The 24,286-nt window shown below is 39.5% G+C and carries 20 protein-coding genes; 2 read left to right on the top strand and 18 right to left on the bottom strand.

Annotated features, from left to right (window positions below; all coding sequences use genetic code 11):
• Positions 1 to 50 precede the first annotated feature (50 nt).
• The 9 genes from prmC to AC0KUU_RS22690 form a co-directional block, all read right to left on the bottom strand.
• Positions 51 to 902, bottom strand: a complete 852-nt coding sequence (gene prmC, locus AC0KUU_RS22650) for a peptide chain release factor N(5)-glutamine methyltransferase (protein ID WP_043977488.1) — start codon at positions 900 to 902, stop codon at positions 51 to 53.
• Positions 902 to 1,969: a peptide chain release factor 1 gene (gene prfA, locus AC0KUU_RS22655; protein WP_013059820.1), complete on the bottom strand. Its 1,068-nt coding sequence runs from the start codon at positions 1,967 to 1,969 to the stop codon at positions 902 to 904. Before prfA ends, prmC begins: the two co-directional genes overlap by 1 nt.
• Positions 1,970 to 2,107: 138 nt before the next feature.
• A complete protein-coding gene (locus AC0KUU_RS22660) occupies positions 2,108 to 2,722 on the bottom strand; it encodes a thymidine kinase (protein ID WP_226897604.1) in 615 nt (204 codons plus the stop codon).
• Between the two features lie 204 nt (positions 2,723 to 2,926).
• A complete protein-coding gene (gene rpmE, locus AC0KUU_RS22665; protein ID WP_013085477.1) occupies positions 2,927 to 3,127 on the bottom strand; it encodes a 50S ribosomal protein L31 in 201 nt (66 codons plus the stop codon).
• A 154-nt stretch (positions 3,128 to 3,281) separates the two neighbouring features.
• Positions 3,282 to 4,556, bottom strand: a complete 1,275-nt coding sequence (gene rho, locus AC0KUU_RS22670) for a transcription termination factor Rho (protein ID WP_013059823.1) — start codon at positions 4,554 to 4,556, stop codon at positions 3,282 to 3,284.
• A gap of 525 nt (positions 4,557 to 5,081) precedes the next feature.
• Complete coding sequence (locus AC0KUU_RS22675) at positions 5,082 to 6,368, bottom strand: UDP-N-acetylglucosamine 1-carboxyvinyltransferase (RefSeq protein ID WP_013059824.1); 1,287 nt, start codon at positions 6,366 to 6,368, stop codon at positions 5,082 to 5,084.
• Positions 6,369 to 6,575: 207 nt separating this feature from the next.
• Positions 6,576 to 7,220 carry a fructose-6-phosphate aldolase gene (gene fsa, locus AC0KUU_RS22680; protein ID WP_043977491.1) on the bottom strand — a complete coding sequence of 215 codons (645 nt, stop codon included), beginning with the start codon at positions 7,218 to 7,220 and terminating at the stop codon, positions 6,576 to 6,578.
• Positions 7,221 to 7,357: 137 nt separating this feature from the next.
• A complete protein-coding gene (locus AC0KUU_RS22685) occupies positions 7,358 to 8,215 on the bottom strand; it encodes a class II fructose-bisphosphate aldolase (protein ID WP_013059826.1) in 858 nt (285 codons plus the stop codon).
• A 224-nt stretch (positions 8,216 to 8,439) separates the two neighbouring features.
• Entirely contained in the window at positions 8,440 to 8,814 is a 375-nt protein-coding gene (locus AC0KUU_RS22690; protein ID WP_087944205.1) for a response regulator, read from the bottom strand.
• A 237-nt stretch (positions 8,815 to 9,051) separates the two neighbouring features.
• On the opposite strand from AC0KUU_RS22690, the gene AC0KUU_RS22695 reads away from it, so the two are divergent.
• The gene (locus tag AC0KUU_RS22695) at positions 9,052 to 9,582 is read left to right on the top strand and encodes a DUF2529 family protein (protein ID WP_043977494.1); all 531 of its coding nucleotides are present in this window, start codon (positions 9,052 to 9,054) and stop codon (positions 9,580 to 9,582) included.
• Positions 9,583 to 9,621: 39 nt separating this feature from the next.
• On the opposite strand, the gene AC0KUU_RS22700 is transcribed toward AC0KUU_RS22695, so the two are convergent.
• The 9 genes from AC0KUU_RS22700 to AC0KUU_RS22740 all read right to left on the bottom strand — a co-directional run bounded on the left by AC0KUU_RS22700 (position 9,622) and on the right by AC0KUU_RS22740 (position 22,880).
• Positions 9,622 to 11,229 carry a CTP synthase gene (locus AC0KUU_RS22700; RefSeq protein WP_043977495.1) on the bottom strand — a complete coding sequence of 536 codons (1,608 nt, stop codon included), beginning with the start codon at positions 11,227 to 11,229 and terminating at the stop codon, positions 9,622 to 9,624.
• Between the two features lie 320 nt (positions 11,230 to 11,549).
• Positions 11,550 to 12,086, bottom strand: a complete 537-nt coding sequence (gene rpoE, locus AC0KUU_RS22705) for a DNA-directed RNA polymerase subunit delta (protein WP_043977497.1) — start codon at positions 12,084 to 12,086, stop codon at positions 11,550 to 11,552.
• Positions 12,087 to 12,436: 350 nt separating this feature from the next.
• Entirely contained in the window at positions 12,437 to 15,679 is a 3,243-nt protein-coding gene (gene icmF, locus AC0KUU_RS22710; RefSeq protein WP_280560591.1) for a fused isobutyryl-CoA mutase/GTPase IcmF, read from the bottom strand.
• Positions 15,676 to 16,320, bottom strand: a complete 645-nt coding sequence (locus tag AC0KUU_RS22715; protein ID WP_013085484.1) for a TetR/AcrR family transcriptional regulator — start codon at positions 16,318 to 16,320, stop codon at positions 15,676 to 15,678. The genes icmF and AC0KUU_RS22715 overlap by 4 nt, the downstream gene beginning before the upstream one ends.
• A gap of 27 nt (positions 16,321 to 16,347) precedes the next feature.
• Positions 16,348 to 17,481: an acyl-CoA dehydrogenase gene (locus AC0KUU_RS22720; RefSeq protein ID WP_013059833.1), complete on the bottom strand. Its 1,134-nt coding sequence runs from the start codon at positions 17,479 to 17,481 to the stop codon at positions 16,348 to 16,350.
• Between the two features lie 11 nt (positions 17,482 to 17,492).
• Entirely contained in the window at positions 17,493 to 18,620 is a 1,128-nt protein-coding gene (locus tag AC0KUU_RS22725) for an acyl-CoA dehydrogenase (protein WP_162215101.1), read from the bottom strand.
• A gap of 12 nt (positions 18,621 to 18,632) precedes the next feature.
• Positions 18,633 to 19,487, bottom strand: a complete 855-nt coding sequence (locus AC0KUU_RS22730; RefSeq protein ID WP_043977505.1) for a 3-hydroxybutyryl-CoA dehydrogenase — start codon at positions 19,485 to 19,487, stop codon at positions 18,633 to 18,635.
• 15 nt (positions 19,488 to 19,502) lie between these two features.
• Complete coding sequence (locus tag AC0KUU_RS22735) at positions 19,503 to 20,666, bottom strand: acetyl-CoA C-acetyltransferase (protein WP_043977507.1); 1,164 nt, start codon at positions 20,664 to 20,666, stop codon at positions 19,503 to 19,505.
• A 102-nt stretch (positions 20,667 to 20,768) separates the two neighbouring features.
• Positions 20,769 to 22,880: a (Fe-S)-binding protein gene (locus AC0KUU_RS22740; protein ID WP_237075081.1), complete on the bottom strand. Its 2,112-nt coding sequence runs from the start codon at positions 22,878 to 22,880 to the stop codon at positions 20,769 to 20,771.
• A 195-nt stretch (positions 22,881 to 23,075) separates the two neighbouring features.
• On the opposite strand from AC0KUU_RS22740, the gene cls reads away from it, so the two are divergent.
• A complete protein-coding gene (cls, locus tag AC0KUU_RS22745; protein WP_241771337.1) occupies positions 23,076 to 24,272 on the top strand; it encodes a cardiolipin synthase in 1,197 nt (398 codons plus the stop codon).
• Positions 24,273 to 24,286: the final 14 nt, after the last annotated feature.

Below are 24,286 nucleotides of genomic sequence, written 5' to 3' on the forward strand. Positions count from 1 at the left end.
AAATGCATGATTTTCAAAAATCAAAGGGAAAATCATTCCCTCTGATTTTTTTAGTTCTCGCGAAGTTGTGCAAAAACCATTCGATCTTTTCCATTAATATCATATACACATTCTACAAAAGCTGTCGGAAACGTTTTTTGCAGCATCTCAGCTACATCTTTTGTCTGTCCGGCCCCGACTTCAAATCCAATAATACTATTTGACTTCGTCACATATGGCAACTCTTCCATGAAACGCCGATAAAAATCCAGGCCATCTTTTCCACCAAAAAGAGCTCGGTTTGGCTCATGATCTTTTACCACTGTGGACAACTCATCATCTGCTGGAATATAAGGCGGATTAGACACAATTACATCAAATTTCTGATTCGATAATAGAAATGGTTGTAATAGATCTCCCTGTATAAACGTGACAGCAGCGTCCAGGTTTTGAGCATTTTCTTTGGCTACGCTTAAAGATTCTATAGCTATATCTGTTGCTGTAACTTCCACTCTGTCAACCTCCAAAGCTAAAGTGATAGCAATTGCCCCACTTCCCGTTCCAATATCTACAAGCTCAATAGGCTGGTGTTGAAATTCTTTTTTTATTCGAGAAATCATTCCGTATACCAGCTCTTCCGTTTCGGGTCTTGGAATTAATACATGTTCGTTTACAATAAATGAACGCCCGTAAAATTCTTCTGTCCCGATTAGATATTGTACAGGCATACCTGCTTTATGAGCATGGACATCTTGTTCAAATCTTTTTAGAATTTCTTCTTCTAGTTCTTCCTGCAGAGCACCTAGCAAATGAGTTCTCGTCATCTGCAAGTGATGGCGAAGCAAGAGTTCTCCCGCGTTTTCATCTCGCTTTGCCTCTTTCAAAAAAGAAGAAGCCCACTTAAGGGCTTCAAATACTTTCATTAGTTCGAATCTTCCATTCGGCGCGCTTGGTCTTCCATGACTAATGCATCGATAATTTCATCAAGCTTGCCTTCTAAGATTTGATCTAGCTTTTGAATCGTCAGACCAATACGGTGGTCCGTTACGCGATTTTGCGGGAAGTTATACGTACGGATACGCTCGGAGCGATCTCCGGATCCAACTGCTTGTTTGCGCGTTGCATCGTACTCTGCTTGTGCTTCGCGCTGGAACTTATCGTACACGCGAGCGCGCAATACTTTCATTGCTTTTTCTTTATTTTTAATTTGAGACTTTTCATCTTGACATGATACCACTGTATTTGTTGGTAAATGCGTTAAACGAACGGCTGACATCGTCGTATTAACACTTTGGCCACCAGGTCCACTTGAAGCAAATGTATCTACACGGATGTCTTTTTCATGAATGTCCACTTCGACTTCTTCCGCTTCAGGAAGACATGCTACCGTTGCTGTAGATGTATGAATACGACCGCCTGATTCTGTTTCAGGAACTCGTTGAACACGGTGTGCACCGTTTTCAAATTTCATCTTTGAGTACGCACCTTTACCGTTAATCATAAAGATAATTTCTTTATAACCGCCTACTCCAGTAGTCGTTGCTTCCATTACTTCTGTTTTCCAGCCTTGTGATTCAGCAAAGCGCGAATACATTCGGTACAAATTAGCTGCGAATAATGCTGCTTCATCTCCACCAGCCGCTCCACGAACCTCCATGATTACGTTTTTATCATCGTTTGGATCTTTTGGAATTAATAAAATACGTAGCTTTTCAACTAGCTCTTCTTGCTGCGTTTCTAACTCGGCAATTTCTTCTTTTACCATGTCACGCATATCTGCATCAAGCTTATCTTCAAGCATCGTTTTCGCTTCTGATAACTGCTCTTTTACATCTTTGTATTCCTGATAAGCCGCTACCGTTTGTTGTATATCTGATTGTTCCTTCGAATATTCTCTCAACTTAGAGGGGTTGTTTACGATCTCAGGGTCACTCAGAAGTTCGTTTAACTTCTCATAGCGCGCCTCTACCGCTTCTAAACGATCAAACACGTCATTCACCTCATTCTTTATCCATAACATTGTAATTATAGTATAGCTTTAAAATAGAGTCAAAACCTTGTTAATACACGTATATGAACAAAAAAACAGAACTGCGCGTTCTGTTTTTATCATCATAAAATTCTTGCTTTATTTTTCGACCATTTCGCTTGAGTCCACAGACACAGCTTGTCCTTTAGACTTTTGCACAACGTGGCAATGACGACATCTTGGTTCGTACGATTCAGACGCACCGACTAAAATAATAGGGTCGTCATAAGAAGCAGGCTCACCGTTAATCAAACGCTGTGTACGGCTCGCAGGAGAGCCACATGAAGCGCACACAGCCTGTAGCTTTGTTACCGACTCTGCAATAGCCATTAACTGCGGCATTTGTCCAAAAGGTTCACCTTTGAAGTCTTGATCTAACCCCGCTACAATCACACGAAAGCCTTGATCCGCTAAAGATTGAACAATTTCTAAAATATCTGTGTCAAAAAACTGTACTTCATCTATCGCTACTACGTCTGTCTCTTCATCTACTCGCTTTAAAATATCGCGCGATGCCGAGATTGAATAAGCCATAACAGATGTACCATTATGTGAAACGACCGCTTCTTCGCTATATCGATTATCGATTGCAGGCTTGAACACTTGTGCTTTTTGTTTAGCAAACTGCGTGCGGCGCACACGTCGAATTAACTCTTCTGATTTCCCTGAAAACATACTGCCACAAATTACTTCTATCCAACCGCTTTGTTTCATTACGTACACCACTGCGGGACTCTCCCTTCTTCTCGTTCCGTTTCTGAGCGAACCGCTACTAACTTAATCTACGTCTTCTATGTAGATCTTATTCCTATGATAAAGTACCCACTTTTTTATCAAGCAGACACTGTTTTTCTACTTTTATAAGCAAAAAAACAGGCAAGAAGTTAAGCTACTTGCCTGTTTGTTTCGACAATGTGATTATTTAAGACCGTATTTTTTGTTGAAGCGATCAACACGGCCACCAGCTTCAGCGAATTTTTGACGACCAGTGTAGAATGGGTGACATTCAGAACAAGTCTCAACGCGGATCTCTTCTTTTACAGAACCACTTTCAAATTCGTTTCCGCAAGTACATTTAACCATAACTGTTTTATAGTTTGGATGAATTCCTGTTTTCATTCGTTTCATCTCCTTCCGCCCTGAATCATTCTGAAACAGAGTTTATTGATAAAGATAGTGATGAAATAATAACTATTTCACTGTGTACTTTATCAACACACATGATGAAATTATAACAAGGGTTGTATGCTTTTGCAACCACATGTTTTATAACTTATCGTTTATTTGCTAGAAGTGTTTTTTTCTCTTCCGTTAACATCGAGAAGAACTCTTCATTTGTCTTTGTTTGACGTAAACGTTTTAAGAATTTTTCTGCAAAATCAGGAGCATCTGCCATTGATTTACGAATTGCCCATAGATGGTCTAAATGCTCTTTTGGAATTAACAGCTCTTCTTTACGTGTGCCTGAGCGACGAATGTCAATCGCAGGGAAGATACGTTTTTCAGCTAGTGAACGATCTAGATGCAGTTCCATGTTACCTGTACCTTTAAACTCTTCATAAATAACATCATCCATACGAGAGCCTGTATCAATTAAGGCTGTTGCCAGAATGGTTAAGCTGCCTCCATCTTCAATGTTACGAGCCGCTCCAAAGAATCGTTTTGGACGGTGAAAAGCAGCCGGGTCAATACCCCCTGATAGTGTACGACCGCTCGGTGGAATAACTAAGTTATAAGCACGAGCAAGTCTTGTGATGCTGTCCATCAAAATGACAACATCTTTTTTGTGTTCAACTAATCTCATCGCACGTTCAAGTACAAGTTCCGCTACTTTAATGTGGTTTTCTGGCACTTCGTCAAATGTAGAACTGACAACATCACCGTCAACCGAACGCTCAATGTCCGTCACTTCCTCAGGACGCTCATCAATAAGAAGAACAATCAATTCTGCATCAGGATGATTCGTTGTAATGCTATTGGCAATTTCTTTTAATAGCATCGTTTTACCTGCTTTTGGCGGTGCGACAATTAGTCCCCTTTGCCCAAATCCAATTGGTGAAATCAAGTCAATAATACGCGTAGAGAAACTTCTTGGCTGAGTTTCTAGCAGCATTTGTTCATTTGGATAAATTGGCGTTAGCGCTGGAAAATGTACGCGATCTTTTGACGTTTCCGGATCTTCTCCGTTTACTGCTTCTACATGTAATAATCCGTAGTAGCGCTCATTTTCTTTTGGAGGACGAACTTTCCCCGATACCTTGTCTCCATTACGCAGATCGAAGCGACGAATTTGTGAAGCTGAGATATAAATATCTTCTGAACTCGGTGAATAGTTAATTGGTCGTAAGAAACCGAATCCTTCTGATTGAATAATTTCAAGAACGCCTTCCATAAATAAAAGCCCATCTTGTTCAGCTTGAGCCTTTAAAATAGCAAAGACAAGTTCTTTTTTCGTTAATTTACTATAGTACGAAACTTTATACTCACGAGCATGTTCATACAGCTCTTTTAATTTCATATTTTCTAAACTGGATAATGTTAAGTTCATTAGGACACCACGCTTTATAATGAATAATTTTTAACCGTTCCTCCCATATTAAATTCAAATATAAAATTGAGAGATGATATGGATGGAATAAATCTGTAAAAATGGAGAATATAACCTTTGAAGTATAATAAGTAGAATCAATTGATTAACTATACACTTTTAGAAGAATAATTCCGACATAAAACCATTTATATTATCTTGATAAATTTAACGTAGCAATTTATATTCTAACCTTTTTCTATCTTTTTAATCAATCTTTTTTTACTTTAGAAGATGAATAAAAAAAAGGAAATTTAATAGCTTACGAGAAGCGAGGAAAACCTTTTCATAATTTCACATTAAAGGAAATAAACTGGACGTTAAAATAAGAAGTGAAATTTACCTTTTAGCTTCCCTTTTTATCTATTTACCCTATTCATAAATATATAAGCTACACAGAGATAGAAGAACGCTCCTACGCCTGTGTAGCTTATTAAAAAGCTCATTTCTAAACTTTGCTTTCATGACTGTGGCACCGATTTGCCTTTATGAATTTTGAAATTGCTCAATTTCCTCTTGAGTCATCTCTTCACGCCAAATCATTGCCCCTAAATCCGATAGCTTGTCTACTAAATGACTGTAACCTCGGTCAATGTGCTCTAAACCCGTTACCTCTGTAATCCCTTTGGCCATTAAGCCAGCGGTTACGAGAGCTGCTCCTGCCCGTAAGTCCGACGCTTTCACACGTGCACCTTGTAAGTGAATGGGACCATTAATAATAGCAGAACGCCCTTCTACCTTAACAGATGCATTCATTCGTCTCAGTTCATCAATATGCTTAAACCTTGCACCATAAATTGTATCTGTCACAACGCTTGTACCAGACGCTCTTGTTAGAAGCGTCGTAAATGGCTGCTGTAAATCAGTTGGAAAACCTGGATATACTAGCGTCTTAATATCTACGGGCTTCAATAGCTGACGAGTCGCTACAAGAATCTGATCTGAGCTTGTTTCGATATGAATACCCATCTCACGCATTTTAGCCGTTAATGACTCCAAATGCTGAGGGATAACGTTGTCCACAACAACTTCTTTTCCCATACTCGCTCCCATGATCATATATGTGCCTGCTTCAATTCGGTCTGGAATGATGGAATGACGGCATCCTTTTAATTGATCTACTCCATCAATTCGAATAACATCCGTACCTGCACCTTTAATACGGGCACCCATACTTGTCAGCAACGTAGCTACATCAATAATTTCAGGCTCTTTAGCAGCATTCTCAATAACGGTACGCCCTTTTGCTCTTACAGCAGCGAGCATAATATTGATTGTTGCTCCTACGCTAACAACGTCTAAATAAATTCGAGCACCAATCAGTTCCTCAGCTCGAATGTAAATAGCTCCTTGTTCATTTGTTACTTTAGCGCCAAGAGCTTCAAAGCCTTTAATGTGCTGATCGATTGGTCTAGGACCAAGGTAACAGCCTCCTGGAAGCCCAACTACCGCTTTTTTAAAGCGTCCCAACATCGCCCCCATTAAATAATAAGAAGCGCGTAATTTTTTTACTTTTCCGTTCGGTAAAGGCATTGCAACCATTCCGGATGGATCTACTGTTAATTCGTCGTTATCAATAGTTACTTTCCCACCAATTTCTTCAACTAAATCCCCTAATAACTGCACGTCTGAAATATCGGGCAGACCTTCAATTGTAACAGGTGACTCGGCTAAAATTGTTGCTGGAATAAGCGCAACGGCACTATTTTTAGCACCACTGACGCGGACGGATCCACTTAAGGTAAAGCCACCTTGTATTTTTAACTTTTCCATTTATAGCTCCCTTCTAGTGAAAGAAAGTTTCTCACCTAGTAATTGAGGAAAATTTTGGTACAAAGAATACCTAAAAGAATGGTTATTTTTCCTATTACCTACTAGTGTACACGAAAATGAAAAAATCATGTATAGTTTCGACAAGATAAAAGAAAAATATGGCATTCACCTGTCAGGATGGTAAACACCACACAAATTTATACATGTTTAGACATTTCGTTTTTCCCAATCTGCCAAAAATTGTTCAATTCCTGCGTTTGTTAACGGATGTTTGAACAATTGCATTAAAACTTTGTAAGGAATTGTCGCAATATGTGCTCCATTTTTTGCAGCTTCTGTTACGTGCATCGGATGACGAATAGATGCTGCAATAATTTCTGATGGAATGTCATGAATCGCAAAAATATCTGCGATATCTGAGATTAAATCGAGACCATTAAAACCAATATCGTCTAATCTTCCTAAGAAAGGCGATACGTAAGTAGCACCTGCTCTTGCTGCCATTAACGCTTGGTTAGCTGAGAAAATAAGCGTAACGTTTGTCTTAATACCTAAACTAGTAAATTCTTTTACTGCTTTTAAGCCATCTGGAGTCATCGGTACCTTGATTGTGATATTCGGCGCAATCGCAGCAAGCTCTTTTCCTTCGCGAATCATGCCTGCTGCATCAAGCGCAATCACTTCTGCACTTACAGACCCTTCAACGAACTCTGTAATTTCACGAAGACGATCTTCAAACGTGATGTTCTCTTTAGCTACTAAACTAGGATTTGTTGTAACCCCCGCTAACAAACCCAATGAATGCGCTTCCTTAATTTCGTCTAAATTAGCTGTATCAATAAAAAACTTCATGAATGCCATCCCCCTGTGTTATGTATTCAGAATGATAAGAAAATTATAGTAAAAATAAAACCGCCTTACAATGAAAATAAGACGGTTTTATTTTTCAGACTCAACTAACTGCAAACAGGCAATCCGAAGATTTCAAATTATGCTTTGTTAGAAGAACCGAATTCACGCATTTTACCTTGAACCGTTTCTTTGATTGCTTCGCGAGCAGGTCCTAAGTATTTACGTGGATCATATTGTTCAGGTTGCGCAGCTAATACTTCACGAACAGCTTTAGCTGAAGCAATTTGGTTTTCAGTGTTTACGTTGATTTTAGCAGTACCTAAAGAAACTGATTTTTGGATATCTTTTGTTGGAATACCAGTTCCACCATGTAAAACTAATGGTAAGCCTGTACGATCTCCGATTTCTTTCATTTCAGCAAAACCTAGGTTTGGTTCACCTTTGTATGGTCCGTGAACTGATCCTAATGCTGGAGCTAAGCAATCGATACCTGTACGGTTAACAAGTTCTTCACACTCGTTAGCATCTGCATAGATAACGCCCTCAGCAATAACGTCGTCTTCTTGTCCACCAACAGTTCCTAGTTCTGCTTCTACAGATACTCCGTGGAAGTGAGCTAGTTCAACTACTTTAGAAGTAATTGCAATGTTTTCTTCAAATGGGTGGTGAGAAGCATCGATCATTACAGAAGTGAATCCAGCATGGATTGCTTTTGCACATGATTCAAAGCTTGAACCGTGGTCTAAGTGAATTGCAACTGGTACTTGAACGTCGTAATCTTCGATTAGAGCTTCAACCATTGCTACAACAGTTTTGAAACCGCCCATGTAGCGTGCTGCACCTTCAGATACACCAAGAATAACTGGAGAGTTTTCTTCTTTTGCTGCTTGAAGAATAGCTTGAGTAAACTCTAAGTTATTTAAGTTAAATTGACCTACTGCATAGCCTTGTTCTTTTGCTGTAATAAGCATTTCTTTCATTGATACTAAAGGCATATTGAAATCCTCCTTAAAATCAACCTTAGATTAGATGCTAACCAAAAGGCACACTCAAATAGTATGCTCTTGAATTGAGTGTTTCATGTAGAAACAACGCGCATCTTTACATAATAGATTGTCGAATTATGAATACAGTAATTAGGATACCAACTAACAATGAAAACAGCAACATTTTTAGGCTGATATTCAAAATTTGTTAGGATGAAAACCCTACCAAAACCTTAATTCGACTTTACTGGTATATATTCCCTAACAACTTTTCGGATTTCATCAATATCAAACGGTTTTGCAAAGTGTGTTAATGCTCCTAAATCTTTTGCTTCTTGAATCATATCCAATTCACCATAAGCGGTCATAATAATGACTTTAATCGTTTCATCGTGCTGCTTTAACCTTTTTAAAATTTCAATTCCATCCATTCCTGGAATTTTCATATCTAATAAGACAAGATCCGGTGCTTGCTCTTTTGTAATATCAATCGCCTGGAAGCCGTTCGCCGCTTGAAATGTCGTATAGCCTTCTTTTTGCAGCACTTCCGTTAATAAAATACGTATACCATACTGATCATCAACAATTAAAATTTTCTCTGCCAATATAATCCCACCTTTTATATTCCTCTTCTACAGACAAAACTAACATATGTATTTCGCCTTTAAAACAAAAATCCCTGCTTATTAGAGAAATTGTTACAAAACATAGCTTTTTTTGTCATCCATCCAACTTCATTGCACTTTACTTTCATTGTAGCTCATTTCAAGATAGAATACAGATAGCTTTTTTCGTTATAATGTGTAGATAGACGGCTTTAGCCGCTTAAATCGAAGGGAGATTCTATGCTTAAAATTTTCACAACTCAACTTTCAGGTTTTTTTAAACGAATTGAAGAACAAGAAGAATTCCAATTTGAAGATGCCGCGCGTATTTTAGCACAGGCCTCTGTCGGAGAAGGATTTATCTATATTTATGGTGTAGAAGAAATGCACGCCATTACGCTTGAAGCACTAAGCAGTGCAGAACCTTTAAGTCAGGCAAAAGCTTTGCCTTTACATGAATTAGATCAGCTGACTAGCGTTGATCGCGTACTGCTTATCTCTCGATTTTCAACAGATAATAAAGCAGTGGAAATAGCTGAACGTTTAAAGAAACGGGATATTCCATTTGTTAGCATTGCTGCTGTTCCTAAAGAGATAGCCGAACCTTCTTTAACAGCACTCGCAGATGCTCATATTGATACAAAATTGTTAAAGCCGCTTATTCCTGGAGAAGACGGCTCAAGATTTGGTTTTCCAGCAATGATGGTCGCTTTATACGCGTACTACGGTTTAATTTTCACATTAAAAGAAATCGTAGAAGAATATGAATAAAAAACACGCTGTCTAAAGACAGCGTGTTTTTTATTTCACTTATTTGTTTTGGCCTGACTCCATTGATGCACGAATAAATTCTCTGAACAATGGTTGCGGTCTTGTTGGACGAGAAGTAAACTCTGGGTGGAATTGTGAAGCCAAGAACCATGGGTGGTCTTTTAGCTCTACAATTTCAATTAAACGGCCGTCTGGGCTTGTACCAGAGAAGATAAAGCCTTTCTCTTCCATTTGTTGACGGTATTCGTTATTAAATTCATAACGGTGACGATGACGCTCATATACCACTTCATCTTGATATGCTTCATATGCAAGCGTATCTTCAGACAATTTACAAGGGTATAGTCCTAAACGCAATGTACCGCCTAGGTCCTCTACGTCTTTTTGTTCTGGTAACAAGTCAATAATTGGATAATTTGTTCCAGGTGCAATTTCCGCTGAATGTGCGCCTTCTAAGCCTAATACATTACGCGCAAACTCAACTGATGCCAGCTGCATACCTAAGCAAATACCTAAGAATGGAACCTTTTGCTCACGTGCATATTGTGTTGCTACAATTTTACCTTCAATTCCACGATCACCAAATCCACCTGGAACTAAGATACCATCTACATCACCAAGTAAATCTTGAGCATTTTCTTTTGTTACAAATTCAGAATTTACCCACTTGATGTTTACATCTGCATCGAATGCATATCCAGCATGTTTCATTGCTTCTACGACAGAAATATAAGCATCTTGAAGCTCTACATACTTACCAACCAATGCAATTTTTGTCGTATTTGAAAGTCCTTTTACTTTCTCAACCAGTGCTTTCCACTCAGTCATTTCTGCTTCTTTGCAATCTAATTTCAAGTGATCGCATGTGATTTGATCTAGGTGCTGCTCTTGTAAAGATAGTGGAATTTCATATAATGTTTCAGCGTCTGCACACTCAATAACCGCTTTTGGATCAATGTCGCAGAATAAAGCTAGCTTGTCTTTCATATCTTCAGAAATTGGCATTTCTGTACGAACAACGATAACATTTGGCTGAATGCCTAAGCTACGTAACTCTTTTACACTATGCTGTGTTGGTTTTGTTTTCATTTCACCAGCAGCTTTTAAATATGGCACAAGTGTACAATGGATATACATAACATTGTCACGGCCAATATCACTTTTGATTTGACGAATAGCTTCTAGGAAAGGAAGTGATTCAATATCTCCTACCGTTCCGCCGATTTCAGTAATAACAACATCTGCGTTTGTTTCTTTACCTGCACGGAAAACGCGTTCTTTAATTTCATTTGTGATGTGCGGAATAACCTGAACTGTTCCGCCTAAATAATCACCGCGACGCTCTTTTTTCAATACTGTTGAATATACTTTACCTGTTGTTACGTTGCTGTAGCGATTTAAGTTGATATCGATAAAACGCTCATAGTGACCTAAGTCTAAGTCTGTTTCCGCGCCGTCATCCGTTACGAATACCTCACCGTGTTGGTATGGACTCATTGTTCCTGGGTCTACATTAATGTATGGATCAAACTTTTGAATCGTTACGTTCAACCCACGGTTTTTTAATAAACGGCCTAAAGAAGCTGCTGTAATCCCTTTTCCTAGAGATGATACAACACCGCCTGTTACGAAAATATACTTTGTCATCTATACTTCCCCCTCTAAATAATTTGAACTGTACAATATTAAAAGTTTTCACATAAACAATCACAATTCATTCATTGTGCATGCGAAATTATAAGAAACCTTATGAATGTGAAACGTTCAAGAACCAAAAGAAAGTTTCTATCAAGGATTTATAAGAACATATCGGGGTGTAAAACATGGATAGATAAAATAAAAAAATTGCTCCCAATACCAAAACTGGATTGGGAGCAATAGTCTATTTTAAATAAAAACTTTTTAAATGCTTGTTTAAAGAGCCCAAAAAAGATTCTACCTACTTCGCTTGAAAAAGTCAAGAAGGATTATTTTTCTTTTTCGTCCTCATAATCTTCTTCTTCGTCTTCCTCATCATCGTCTAGATCATCTTCTAAATCGTCAAAATCGTCTTCTGCAAGATCTTCTTCATCTTCTTCTAGCTCGTCAATGTCTTCAAAATCTTCTTCTTCGTCTAGATCATCAACATCTTCATAATCCAAATCTTCTTCTAAATCATCAAAATCTTCAACTTCTTCAACAACAGCTTTTTTCGCTTTTTTCTTTTTAGGTTTTGCAACCGGAATAACTTCTTCTTCAGCTTGGTCAAAAGGATACCATCCACGAAGACCCCAGTGGTTGTCCCCTACTGTTAAAAAGCGACCATCAATATTAATATCTGTATAAAACTGAGCTAATCTCGTTTTTAATTCTTGATCTGACATTTCAGCTGCTGCTTTAATTTCAGCAATAATTTCTTGGAATGACATTGCTTGACGATCTGTTTTTTCTTCTAGAAGTGCATAAGCAATCTCAATCATCGACATTTCTTTTAGATCCGTTTTTGAGTACTGTGCTAAACTCAAATCTGGCACATCCTTTCTATGACTATGTATATTGAAAATCTATTAAATCAATTCATCATATGTGTAAATGATGGAAACGAATAAATACATACCATTCATTATAAACAAATTCAATACATTTATGCTAGCCTCGTTTCTAAAATTCTCGAGAATTTCGCATAAAACAACGAAAAAATAGACATTTTATCACTATAATACATTCTATTTAATACGCCAATAACATCCTTTGATCAAAAGGAATTCACCATCAGTTATTCTGACTCCGCTAGGGTTAGGTCTATAAAAGCCGAGATGACCCACAAACGGTCATCTCGGCTTTTAATATATCACTATATACTAACGATACATTATTACATATTTCGGCGATATTGCCCACCGCATTCATATAAAGCTCGCGTAATTTCCCCTAAGCTAGCTACTTTAACGGTCTCCATTAACTCTTTGAAAATGTTCTCTCCTTCTGTTGCAGCTTTCTTTAACCTTTTCAGCGCATCTTCTCTTTTTTCTTCATGCTGCTGTTGAAACTTCTGAAGCTGATTAATTTGATGATTTTTTTCTTCTTTTGATGCGCGGGCTAACTGCATGTCATCAACTGAGGAATTTTCCTCTTCATTTGGATTAATATACGTATTTACTCCTATAATAGGTAAATCTCCCGTATGTTTTTGCATCTCATATTCCATCGATTCATCTTGAATCTTACCTCGCTGATACTGCATTTCCATCGCACCTAAAACGCCGCCTCGATCATTTAAGCGTTGGAACTCAGCCAATACCGCTTCTTCTACCAAGTCTGTTAGTTCATCAATAATAAAAGAGCCCTGTAGTGGATTTTCATTTTTAGTTAATCCATGCTCTTTTGTAATGATTAATTGAATGGCCATCGCTCTTCGTACAGATTCCTCTGTCGGCGTTGTAATTGCTTCATCATACGCATTGGTATGAAGAGAGTTGCAGTTGTCATGAAGGGCCATTAAGGCTTGCAGCGTCGTACGTATATCATTAAAGTTAATTTCCTGTGCATGAAGCGATCGGCCGGATGTTTGAATATGATACTTAAGCTTTTGACTGCGTTCATTCGCGCCGTATTTATCACGCATCACAATTGCCCAGATTCTTCTCGCTACACGTCCAATAACTGTGTATTCAGGGTCAAGTCCATTACTAAAGAAAAACGATAAATTAGGAGCAAAATCATCAATGTGCATGCCTCGACTCAAGTAATATTCCACGTACGTAAAGCCGTTGGCCAATGTAAAAGCTAGCTGAGAAATCGGGTTAGCCCCTGCTTCAGCTATATGATAGCCTGAAATAGAAACAGAATAATAGTTGCGCACTTTCTCGTCAATAAAGTACTGCTGAATATCTCCCATCATTTTTAATGCAAATTCCGTGGAAAAAATACACGTATTTTGCCCTTGATCTTCTTTTAAAATATCCGCTTGAACGGTTCCTCTCACTTGTTTCAACGTACCCGATTTTACGTCCTCGTATTCCTCTTCTGTTAGAGGACGCTTCAGCTCCTCTTCCTTCTTCTCCACCTGCTGACAGATAGCTGTATTCATAAACATAGCTAGTAATATTGGAGCCGGCCCATTGATCGTCATCGAAACGGAAGTCGACGGATGGCAAAGATCAAATCCCTTATACAAGAGTTTCATATCATCAAGCGTACAGACATTTACGCCGCTTTCGCCAATTTTCCCGAAGATATCCGGCCTTGGATCCGGATTTTCTCCATAAAGCGTTACAGAATCAAACGCTGTACTTAAACGCTTGGCCTCATCATCTTTTGACAAATAGTGAAAGCGGCGATTCGTTCGTTCTGGTGTTCCTTCGCCTGCGAATTGGCGCTTAGGATCTTCTCCTTTTCGTTTAAACGGAAAAACACCTGCTGTATAAGGAAACGCACCTGGCACATTTTCTTTATAAAGAAAACGAAGAACTTCCCCGTATTCTTCGACTTTTGGAAGGGCCACGCGCGGAATACGCAGTCCTGATAGGGTACCAACTTGCAGAGAGGTTTTAATTTCTTTATTTCTTATCTTTGTAATAAGTTCTTCTTGCCCGTACTGACTTTTTAATTTCGGCCAATTTTCCAGCTTTTCAATTGATTCAGCCGTTAGCTGTTTTTGATATTTCTCCTTTAGCTGAGTGAGCTCTTGCTTAGCTGTTTCTGTTTCCACTTCTTCCAGAGCACCCTCTAGCTGATAAAATTTACGCGCTGTTTGCACTTGAACATCCGTATTGCGGTGATAAGAGCGAACGCTGTTTACAATCTCCTGTAAATATTGCTGTTGATCATTAGGAATGATGGTATATTTCTTTTCACTTACGCGCTCTGATGATTTTTCTACGTGCCAAGACGTACGGCATGTTTGATGCAGATGATTTACAAGATCTTCAAATAAAATATTTGTTCCCCCGTCGTTGAACTGACTCGCAATTGTTCCGTAAATTGGCATGGTAGAAAGATTATTTTCAAACAGCTGATGATTACGCTGATATTGACGCTGCACTTGTTTTTTTGCGTCTTCGGAACCTTTTTTTTCAAATTTATTGATTACAATAAAGTCTGCGTAATCAATCATTTCAATCTTTTCTAACTGCGACGGCGCGCCAAATTCGCTTGTCATTACATAAAGAGAGACGTTTGCAATATCTTTGACTTGAGCATCAGCTTGCCCGATGCCGCTTGTTTCGACAATGATAATGTCGAAACCCGCTTTTTTCACGACGGCAATTCCATCTCGAATGGCCGCCGATAGCTCATGTCCAGATGAGCGCGTGGCCAAACTTCTCATATACACACGAGGAGACGCTGCGATGTTCATGCGAATTCGATCCCCAAGAAGCGCTCCTCCGGTTTTTTGTTTAGTTGGATCGACGGATAAAACAGCTACATGAATATCTGGAATATGTTCAATAAACCTTCTTACTAATTCATCCGTAAGCGAACTTTTCCCCGCTCCTCCGGTTCCTGTGATTCCAATAACCGGTATTTTTTGATCCGTCTCGCTTTCAATTACACTTTCTCGGATTTCTTCAAGAGCGGCTGCGTGCTCTTTTGTGTATTCATAGGCTTCATTTTCAGCGCATGTAATAAGCTGGGCAATTAAACGGTCATTAGCCGGCGTTAAGGTTCGATCCTTCGGCAGTGCAGGGGGATTTGTGTAATAACAATCATCGATCATGAATTGAATCATGCCTTCTAACCCCATTTTTCGTCCATCTTCCGGAGAAAAGATTTTAGAAATGCCGTAATCATGAAGCTCTTGAATCTCACTCGGAATAATGACCCCTCCTCCTCCGCCATAAATTTTAATATGAGAAGCCTGTTGTTCTTGGAGTAAATCATACATATACTTAAAATATTCTACGTGGCCGCCTTGATAAGAAGAAATGGCAATCCCCTGAACATCCTCTTGTATGGAAGCGTTAACAATTTCTTCAACAGATCGGTTATGCCCCAGGTGAATGACTTCTACCCCCTTGGCTTGAAGAATTCGTCTCATAATATTAATGGACGCGTCGTGGCCGTCAAACAGGCTAGAAGCGGTTAAAAAACGAAGCGGTCTTTTGCTTGTATTCAAACTGTCTCCCCCTCACACAGTTGTTGAAATGAAAAATTTTTAAGTAAAAAATCTAACTGCATATTTGTATATTCTTCTAATGAATAATGCTTTTGTAGCCACCATCTGCGAAATGCCCACATCTGACCTTGAACAAATAAATGATGAGCAAACAGCGAAATTTCTTTATCCGTAAGTGCAAATTGATTGTTTTCTACGCAGCCTTCGATAATAACCTTAAACATTTCAACCATATCCAGCTCTTTTTTTAATACATATGGAAGCGCATCTTTAGACAGCGATTTCGCTTCTTGGTACATGACTAATACTTCATCTTGAAGCTCATCCACAACTTTAAAATAGTGCTGAATCGCTTGTTGAAGCTCAGAGATTGTATAACGATCCACTACCATCTCTTCTAATCGCTCTCTCACTTCATCATAAATATTGTCACATACAAGATATAAAACATCTTCTTTAGACTGAATATATTCGTAAAGCGTACCAATGCTAAACCCAGCGGCTTTGGCAATCTCCCTTGTTGTTGTTCGGTGAAAACCTTTTTCCTTAAATAGCGTGACGGCCCCTTTAATCATTTGATTACGACGCTCTACAATCAGCTTTTCATCTTTAATGGATGTGAGAACTTCTCTCTTTTTCATTTTTTCACCTCTCCTACAACAAGTTTTTTATTTAGCAAGATACCTAGAAATGACGAGACGCTGAATCTCTTGTGTGCCTTCATAAATTTGCGTGATTTTTGCATCTCTCATAAAACGTTCTACTGGATAATCTTTTGTATAACCGTATCCTCCAAATACTTGAACAGCTTCTGTCGTTACTTTCATTGCTGTATCCCCAGCATATAATTTTGACATGGCTGATTCTTTGCCATATGGCAGCCCTTGGGACTCCAACCAAGCAGCTTGATAGGTTAACAGTCTTGCAGCTTCTATACTCGTGGCCATGTCGGCTAACTTAAACGCAATTCCTTGCTGAGAAATAATTGGCTTACCAAATTGCTGACGTTCCTTGGCATAAGCTACGGCCGCATCTAACGCCCCTTGAGCAATTCCTACAGCCTGCGCTGCAATGCCATTTCGGCCGCCATCTAGTGTCATCATCGCAACTTTAAATCCTTCTCCTTCATTTCCCAGCAAATTTTCTTTTGGAACACGGCAGTCTTCGAAAATAATTTCTGTGGTAGGTGAAGAGCGAATGCCCAGTTTCTTTTCTTTTTTACCAACTGAAAATCCCGGCATATCTTTTTCAATAATAAAAGCGCTCGTGCGTTTTTCATTGGGATCGATGCGAGCAAATACGACGTAAATATCCGCTTCGCCGCCGTTTGTAATAAAGATTTTAGAACCATTTAAAATATAATCTTCTCCGTCTTTTACAGCGAGCGTTCTCATTCCTCCTGCGTCTGATCCAGCACTCGGTTCGGTTAACCCATAAGCACCTATTTTCTCACCCGTTGCCATAGGTTTCAGGTATTTTTGTTTTTGTTCTTCTGTTCCGAATGTATAGATTGGCCAGCCGGCAAGAGAAGTATGAGCCGACAAAGTAACGCCTGTTGATGCACATACTCTAGACAGTTCTTCAACAGCAATGCAATAAGCTAGATAGTCACTGCCAATTCCTCCGTATTGCTCCGGCCATGGAATACCTGTTAATCCTAGATCAGCCATTTGCGTAAAGATTCCTCTGTCAAAACGTTCTTCTTCATCTCGTTGTGCAGCTGTCGGAGCCACTTCGTTTTTGGCAAAGTCCCGCACCATTTTTCGAATCATTTCGTGTTCTTCTGAAAGTTTAAAAAACATGATTATTCCCCCTATAATTGACTGCTAATGACGATGCGCTGAATTTCGCTTGTACCTTCGTAGATTTCGCATACTTTGGCATCGCGAAAATACCTCTCTACTGGATAATCTTTCATATAACCATAGCCTCCCAAAACTTGAATCGCATCGATTGCTACATTCATCGCTGTTTGGGAAGCAAACAATTTCGCCATTGAGGCTTCTTTTTTACAAGGAAGTTTTTGATCATATAAAAAAGCCGCTCTATACATTAAAAGCTTCGCTGATTCAACAGCCGTTTCCATATCAGCCAGCTTAAAGGCAATACCCTGCTGAGATAAAATCGGTTTTCCGAATTGATATCGTTCATTTGCATAGTTTTTAGCTGCCGTTAAGGCACCTTCAGCAATTCCTACCGCCTGAGCAGCAATACCAATTCTTCCGGCATTTAAATTAGCCATCGCAATTCGAAAGCCTTCACCTTCTTCTCCGAGACGATTTTCTACAGGCACCTGCACATTTTCAAAGTGCAGTTGAACCGTTCGAGAACCGTGAAGACCCATCTTATGTTCATCTTTTCCTACTGAAAATCCTTCCATCGTCTTTTCAACGATAAAAGCGCTCATCCCTCTCGACCCGCGTTCGGGGTTCGTTTTAGCAAATACAATATACGTATCCGCCTCGCCGCCGTTTGTAATGAAAAGCTTTGAGCCATTTAAAAGATAGTGGTCTCCTTTTCGTTCTGCCTTTGTTTTTAAGCTTGCAGCATCAGACCCTGCACTAGGTTCTGTTAAACAAAAAGCACCTAAATATTCACCTGTCGCCAGTTTTTTTACATATTTTTGTTTTTGATCTTCCGTCCCAAATACGACAATAGGATTTGTACCTACAGAAGTATGAACAGAGAGAATGACGCCGAGGGCTGGACTTATTTTTGATATTTCGTGGATGGCAATCATGTACGACACAAAGTCCAGTCCGCCCCCTCCGTATACTTGAGGAACGGGAATGCCCATCAGGCCCAGATCAGCCATCTGCTTTAATAAACCTCGAGGAAATTCACCCTTTTCCATGTTTGGCACAGCCGCAGCGACTTCTTTTTCACTAAAATCAGCTACCATCTTTTTAATCATGTGTTGTTCAGACGTAAAAAAGATCATTTCGCCACTCCTTTATGTTTCGTACGTAAAAAATCCTTTTCCTGTTTTTCGACCAAGCCACCCTGCCTTTACATATTTCCTAAGCAATGGACAAGGACGATATTTGTCGTCACCAAATCCTTTATGAAGCGTTTCCATAATAAATAAACATGTATCGAGGCCGATGAAATCTGCTAATGTCAAAGGTCCCATTGGATGGTTCATTCCTAGTTTCATCACTTGATCAATATCCTCTTCGCTTGCTACCCCTTCATAGAGCGCAAACACAGCTTCGTTAATCATTGGCATTAAAATTCGATTTGAAACAAACCCTGGAAAATCATGAACTTCCACCGGGGTTTTATTTAATTTTTTCGTTGTTTCATAGACTGCTTGATACACTTCATCGGTAGTAGCCAGCCCTCTAATAATTTCAACGAGTTTCATCACCGGAACAGGATTCATAAAGTGCATGCCAATTACTTTTTCAGGTCGAGTGGTCACAGCTGCAATTTCAGTAATAGGAAGCGAAGACGTGTTGGTTGCTAAAATAGTATGACTCGGGGCTAACGAATCCAACTCCGCAAAAATGGCTTGTTTGACTTCCATCTTTTCCACAACCGCTTCGACGATTAAATCTGCTTTTTGTGCTGCCGTTATTTCATTTGCCAGCTGAATGCGCTCCATAATCCCTTCATGTTCCTTAGCTGAGAGAGAACCTTTTCCCACCTGCTTTTTCAGACGTTTATCAATACCTTCTATTCCTTTTTGTGTATTTTTTTGATCAACGTCATACAAAGAAACTTGATATCCGCTCGCAGCAAATACTTGCGCAATGCCTGCTCCCATCTGACCTGCTCCAATAACCATAACTGTTTCAATATTCAAGTTGGTATCCCCCTTTTACACTTCTACCATGATGGCATCACCTTGGCCGCCGCCGCTGCAAATAGAAGCAATGCCTAGTCCGCCGCCTCGTCGTCTTAATTCATGAATGAGCGTTACAACAATACGGGCGCCGCTTGCTCCAATCGGATGTCCAAGTGCTACAGCCCCGCCGTTCACATTTACTTTTTCAGCCGGAAGCCCTGCAATTTCCATACTCATCAACGCTACCGCTGAAAAAGCTTCATTGATTTCAAACAGCGCAATATCGTCTACTGTCTTATTTGTTTTTTGCAGTAGCTTGTTAATAGCAAACCCAGGCGTTTTCGGAAATTCCCTTGGCTCCATCGCAAGAGAAGTATGGTTTACAATCGTAGCCAACGGCTCATAGCCATTTGCTTTTGCCACATCTTCATCCATTAGCATGAGCGCAGCTGCTCCGTCATTCACGCTAGGTGCATTTCCTGCTGTAATAGTTCCGCTGTGACCAAATACAGGCCGAAGAGACAAGAGTTTTTCTAACGACGTATCTTTTCTTGGTCCTTCATCTTTTTGAACCGTTATCGTTCCTTTTTTAGACGGAATATCAACTGAAATTCTTTCTGCAGTCCATCTCCCTTTCTCTTCTGACTCTACCGCCAATTGATGACTGCGAAGGGCCCATTCATCCTGCTTTTCTCGGGAAATATTCATTTCAGAAGCGATTTCATTTCCATACGTACCCATTTGAACCCCTGTAAAGCTGCATGTCAAACCGTCATGAACCATCAAATCCGTCACAACGCTATCTCCCATACGGAACCCCCACCTTGCTTTTGGAAGAAGATACGGCGCGTTACTCATCGATTCCATTCCACCTGCAATGATTGTTTTTGCTTCTCCTAATCGAATCAGCTGATCAGCAGTTGTAATGCTGCGCATGCCCGACGCACAAACTTTATTAATGGTTTCTGTCTCTACTTGCCACGGTAAACCTGCATAGTGCATGGCTTGCCTAGAAGGCAGCTGTCCTTGGCCCCCCTGCAGCACGCACCCCATAATAACGGAATCAATTTCTGTACGTCCCTTTGAAGCTGCTTGAATCGCTTTCCCGCCTAGTTCTGCCGCTTTTAGTCCACTTACAATGCCACCTAATTTTCCAAAAGGTGTTCGAACTGCACTCACAATAACTGTTTTCCCCACTATTGTTTCCTCCTTTTTCTTCCTCTTTGTCCTCGCCGATTGAACGCTTGCTCAATTTCCTTTCTGTAAAAAGTAGAGATGAAGACCATCTCTACTTCTCCTTTATGAAACCTGTTCTTGCACGTCGCCATAAATTGACTTTTCAAGCAGTTCTGCTACGTCATACGTATGAACCTTTTCTTCTACTTCTTTTGCTTTTGTTCCGTCACTTAGCATCGTTAAGCAGTATGGGCAACCTGAACTGATAATGCTTGGGTTAACGGCCAAGGCTTGTTCCGTGCGTGCTACATTAATGCGCTGGCCGGTCGTTTCTTCCGTCCACATTAATCCTCCTCCTGCTCCACAGCACATACCATTTTCACGGTTGCGATCCATTTCAATCAAACGAACACCTGGAATCGCTTTCAAAATTTCTCTTGGTGGACTGTATACTTCGTTATATCTTCCTAAATAACAGGAATCATGAAAGGTAATTTTTTCATTAACCGCATGTTTTGGTGACAGCTTACCTTCTTTCACCAACATAGCTAATAATTCTGTGTGATGATACACTTCTCCTTCAAAACCGAAATCTGGATATTCATTTTTGAAGATATTGTAAGCATGTGGATCAATCGTAACAATTTTTTTGATTTCATTTTTTTCAAATTCAGCGATGTTTTTAGAAGCTAACTCTTGGAATAAAAATTCATTACCCAACCTGCGCGGCGTATCACCAGAATTTTTTTCTTTATTTCCTAAAATCGCAAATGAAACACCCGCTTCATTGAGAAGCTTTGCAAACGATAGAGCGATTTTTTGGCTGCGGTTATCATAAGATCCCATCGAACCTACCCAGAACAAATACTCAAACGTTTCACCGGCTTTACTTACTTCTTTAACAGTCTGAATGTGAACATCTTCTCTTACATGTCGCCATTCTTCACGCTCTTTTCGGTTTAATCCCCAAGGGTTTCCCTGACGTTCAATATTCGTCATGGCACGCTGAGCATCCGCGTCCATCTTTCCTTCAGTTAATACTAAAAAACGTCGTAAATCTATGATTTTATCTACATGTTCGTTCATTACGGGACATTGATCTTCACAGTTTCGGCACGTTGTACATGCCCAAATTTCTTCTTCCGTAATGACATCTCCGATTAAAGCGGGATTATATTCCGCTGTTGCTGCAGCCTCTGCTCCCCCTTGGCCGGCCGCCATCATCGCCAGCTGATTTCCTTTTGTTTTGGAGAATGCATACGTAGGAACCCAAGGTGCCTTAGATGTCACAACCGCTCCTTTTTCTGTTAAGTGATCGCGCATCTTTAAAATTAAATCCATTGGAGATAAAATTTTCCCTGTACCCGTTGCCGGACACATATTCGTACATCGACCGCATTCCACACAGGCATATAAATCAATAAGCTGATGCTGCGTGAATTCTTCAATCTTTCCAACCCCAAACGTCTCCTGGGTCTCGTCTTCAAAATCAATCTTTTCAAGCTTACCTGGCTTAGAAACACGGTTAAAAAATACATTAGCCGGTCCAGCCAGTAAATGAGCATGTTTTGATTGAGGAACATATACTAAAAACGTCAATAATACGGCTAAGTGGATCCACCATGAAACATAAAAAATGGAGATAGCGGCAATATCATTGATTCCCTTAAACAAGATCGCAATCGATGACGCAATCGGTTCTGTCCATGACGTTTCATGATTATGCCAGATGATTGACATACCGTTTCCGACAAGCACTGACAGCATAAGTGCTCCAATAAAAATCAGTACTAAACCAGATTTAAACCCTCTTTTTAAACGCACAAGCTTTTCTACGTAGCGACGGTGAAAAGCCCAGACAACTGCTACTAAAATCAAAAACGTCACCATTTCTTGAAAAAATGTAAAACCGGGATATAAAGGTCCAAGCGGCAAATGTTTACCTGGAAGCAAACCTTTTATAATGAAGTCTAACGCGCCGAACTGAACTAAAATAAACCCATAAAAAAACATGACGTGCATAATTCCACTTTTTTTATCTTTTAACAGCTTCTTTTGTCCAAACACGTTCACCCAAATTTTTTGCAGTCTTTCTTTTAACCGCTGATCAAATTCAACTTTTTTCCCTAATTGAATATACTCAATGCGTGTGCGAATTAAATATACAAACAAAGAAACAGCGTAAGCGGTTACAATAATAAAAAAGAGAAAATTCACCCACAGCAACCCTGTCATCTCGTCCCCTCCTTGAATAGTTTGTTACCTTTCTTTCCTCCTGACGACTAAATTTTCTGATAATATATCTGTTTTCATTGTATATAATGAATGAGCATTCAGTCAATATCTTTTCGTTCTTTTGTTCATATTCTATTTAAACAAGGTGACACTAAGAACAACATAAAATGTATTTACATCGGGAAAAGAGGTGACATGATGAGCGGCATGGTTGTAATTTTACTTTTTATTATTTTTATTGCTTGGCTTGCAATTGACCTTGGCGTTGGAAAGAAAGTATTTTCTCAGGCTGAAAATACTTTTCCAAAGCGCCGTGCTTCTCTTTTTTTGTTCGCAGACGGGAATGTCTTGTATAAAGATTTATTTCAAGAAATAGAAAATGCCTCTTCGTTTATCCATTTATCGTTTTACATCGTACAAAATGATGAAATTAGTCAAGATTTTTTAGATTTACTAGTCCAAAAAGCACAGCAAAATATTGAAGTCCGGTTATTGGTAGACCGTGTGGGAAGCTATAAAATCAAGAAAAACAAAATTGCATTCTTAAAGAAACAAGGTGTTCATTTTGCTTACAGTCGAACGCTACGGTGGCCTTATTTGTTTTATACACTCAACGCACGCAATCACCGTAAAATGGCCGTTATTGATGGGAAAGTTGGCTACATTGGCGGCTTTAATATCGGAAGAGAATATTTAGGACTCGACGCCAAGCTTGGGGTGTGGAAAGATTACCACCTGCGTATGGAAGGTGAAGGTATCCAAGATCTTCAAATGCAGCTGTTAAACGACTGGTATGCTGCTACCGGCATAGACCTGCGTAAAGTGGAAAGATACTTTCCACCAACCTCTGAAGGAGACTATGTTATTCAGCTACAGTCAACTGAAGGTTTTTCACTTGAAGAAAGCTTTTTATCGATTATCAACCAAGCCAATAGGGAATTGTACATAGGTACTCCTTATTTTATTCCAAGTGAACCTTTGATGAATGCTTTACTGCAAGCTCGTGCACGGGGAGTACAAGTTCATATTTTGATTCCAATGCGTGCAGATCAACCGCTTGTTCATCATGCTGCATTTGCCTATCTTCCTACATTACTTCAAGCAGGCTGTATGATTTATCAATATTATTACGGTTTTTACCACGCAAAAGTATTAATTGCAGACAATGTTATCTGCGATGTAGGAACGGCTAATTTTGATAAAAGAAGCTTGTTCTTAAACGCTGAAATCAACTGTTTAATCTACGATGCCATATACATTGAAGAGGTAAAGAACAGCTTTAAAGCTTGTATGGGGGAATGCCCCATTTTGTCTTTAGAAGATGTCAAAAACCGAAAATGGAGTGAAAAACTAAAGCAAGGATTTGCAACCTTTATTTCTCCGTTGCTTTAATGAACGAAAAGAGG

It is taken from the genome of Priestia sp. ST2 (assembly GCF_055810735.1).

What these genes read in the sequence shown, in the direction of transcription:
- fsa (WP_043977491.1), bottom strand. Translation starts at nt 7,220, where the DNA reads ATGAAGTTTTTTATTGATACAGCTAATTTAGACGAAATTAAGGAAGCG.
- AC0KUU_RS22695 (WP_043977494.1), top strand. Translation starts at nt 9,052, where the DNA reads ATGCTTAAAATTTTCACAACTCAACTTTCAGGTTTTTTTAAACGAATT.
- AC0KUU_RS22740 (WP_237075081.1), bottom strand. Translation starts at nt 22,880, where the DNA reads ATGACAGGGTTGCTGTGGGTGAATTTTCTCTTTTTTATTATTGTAACC.
- rho (WP_013059823.1), bottom strand. Translation starts at nt 4,556, where the DNA reads ATGAACTTAACATTATCCAGTTTAGAAAATATGAAATTAAAAGAGCTG.
- AC0KUU_RS22700 (WP_043977495.1), bottom strand. Translation starts at nt 11,229, where the DNA reads ATGACAAAGTATATTTTCGTAACAGGCGGTGTTGTATCATCTCTAGGA.
- AC0KUU_RS22715 (WP_013085484.1), bottom strand. Translation starts at nt 16,320, where the DNA reads ATGAAAAAGAGAGAAGTTCTCACATCCATTAAAGATGAAAAGCTGATT.
- AC0KUU_RS22720 (WP_013059833.1), bottom strand. Translation starts at nt 17,481, where the DNA reads ATGTTTTTTAAACTTTCAGAAGAACACGAAATGATTCGAAAAATGGTG.
- AC0KUU_RS22660 (WP_226897604.1), bottom strand. Translation starts at nt 2,722, where the DNA reads ATGAAACAAAGCGGTTGGATAGAAGTAATTTGTGGCAGTATGTTTTCA.
- cls (WP_241771337.1), top strand. Translation starts at nt 23,076, where the DNA reads ATGATGAGCGGCATGGTTGTAATTTTACTTTTTATTATTTTTATTGCT.
- AC0KUU_RS22685 (WP_013059826.1), bottom strand. Translation starts at nt 8,215, where the DNA reads ATGCCTTTAGTATCAATGAAAGAAATGCTTATTACAGCAAAAGAACAA.
- AC0KUU_RS22725 (WP_162215101.1), bottom strand. Translation starts at nt 18,620, where the DNA reads ATGATCTTTTTTACGTCTGAACAACACATGATTAAAAAGATGGTAGCT.
- AC0KUU_RS22675 (WP_013059824.1), bottom strand. Translation starts at nt 6,368, where the DNA reads ATGGAAAAGTTAAAAATACAAGGTGGCTTTACCTTAAGTGGATCCGTC.
- rpmE (WP_013085477.1), bottom strand. Translation starts at nt 3,127, where the DNA reads ATGAAAACAGGAATTCATCCAAACTATAAAACAGTTATGGTTAAATGT.
- prmC (WP_043977488.1), bottom strand. Translation starts at nt 902, where the DNA reads ATGAAAGTATTTGAAGCCCTTAAGTGGGCTTCTTCTTTTTTGAAAGAG.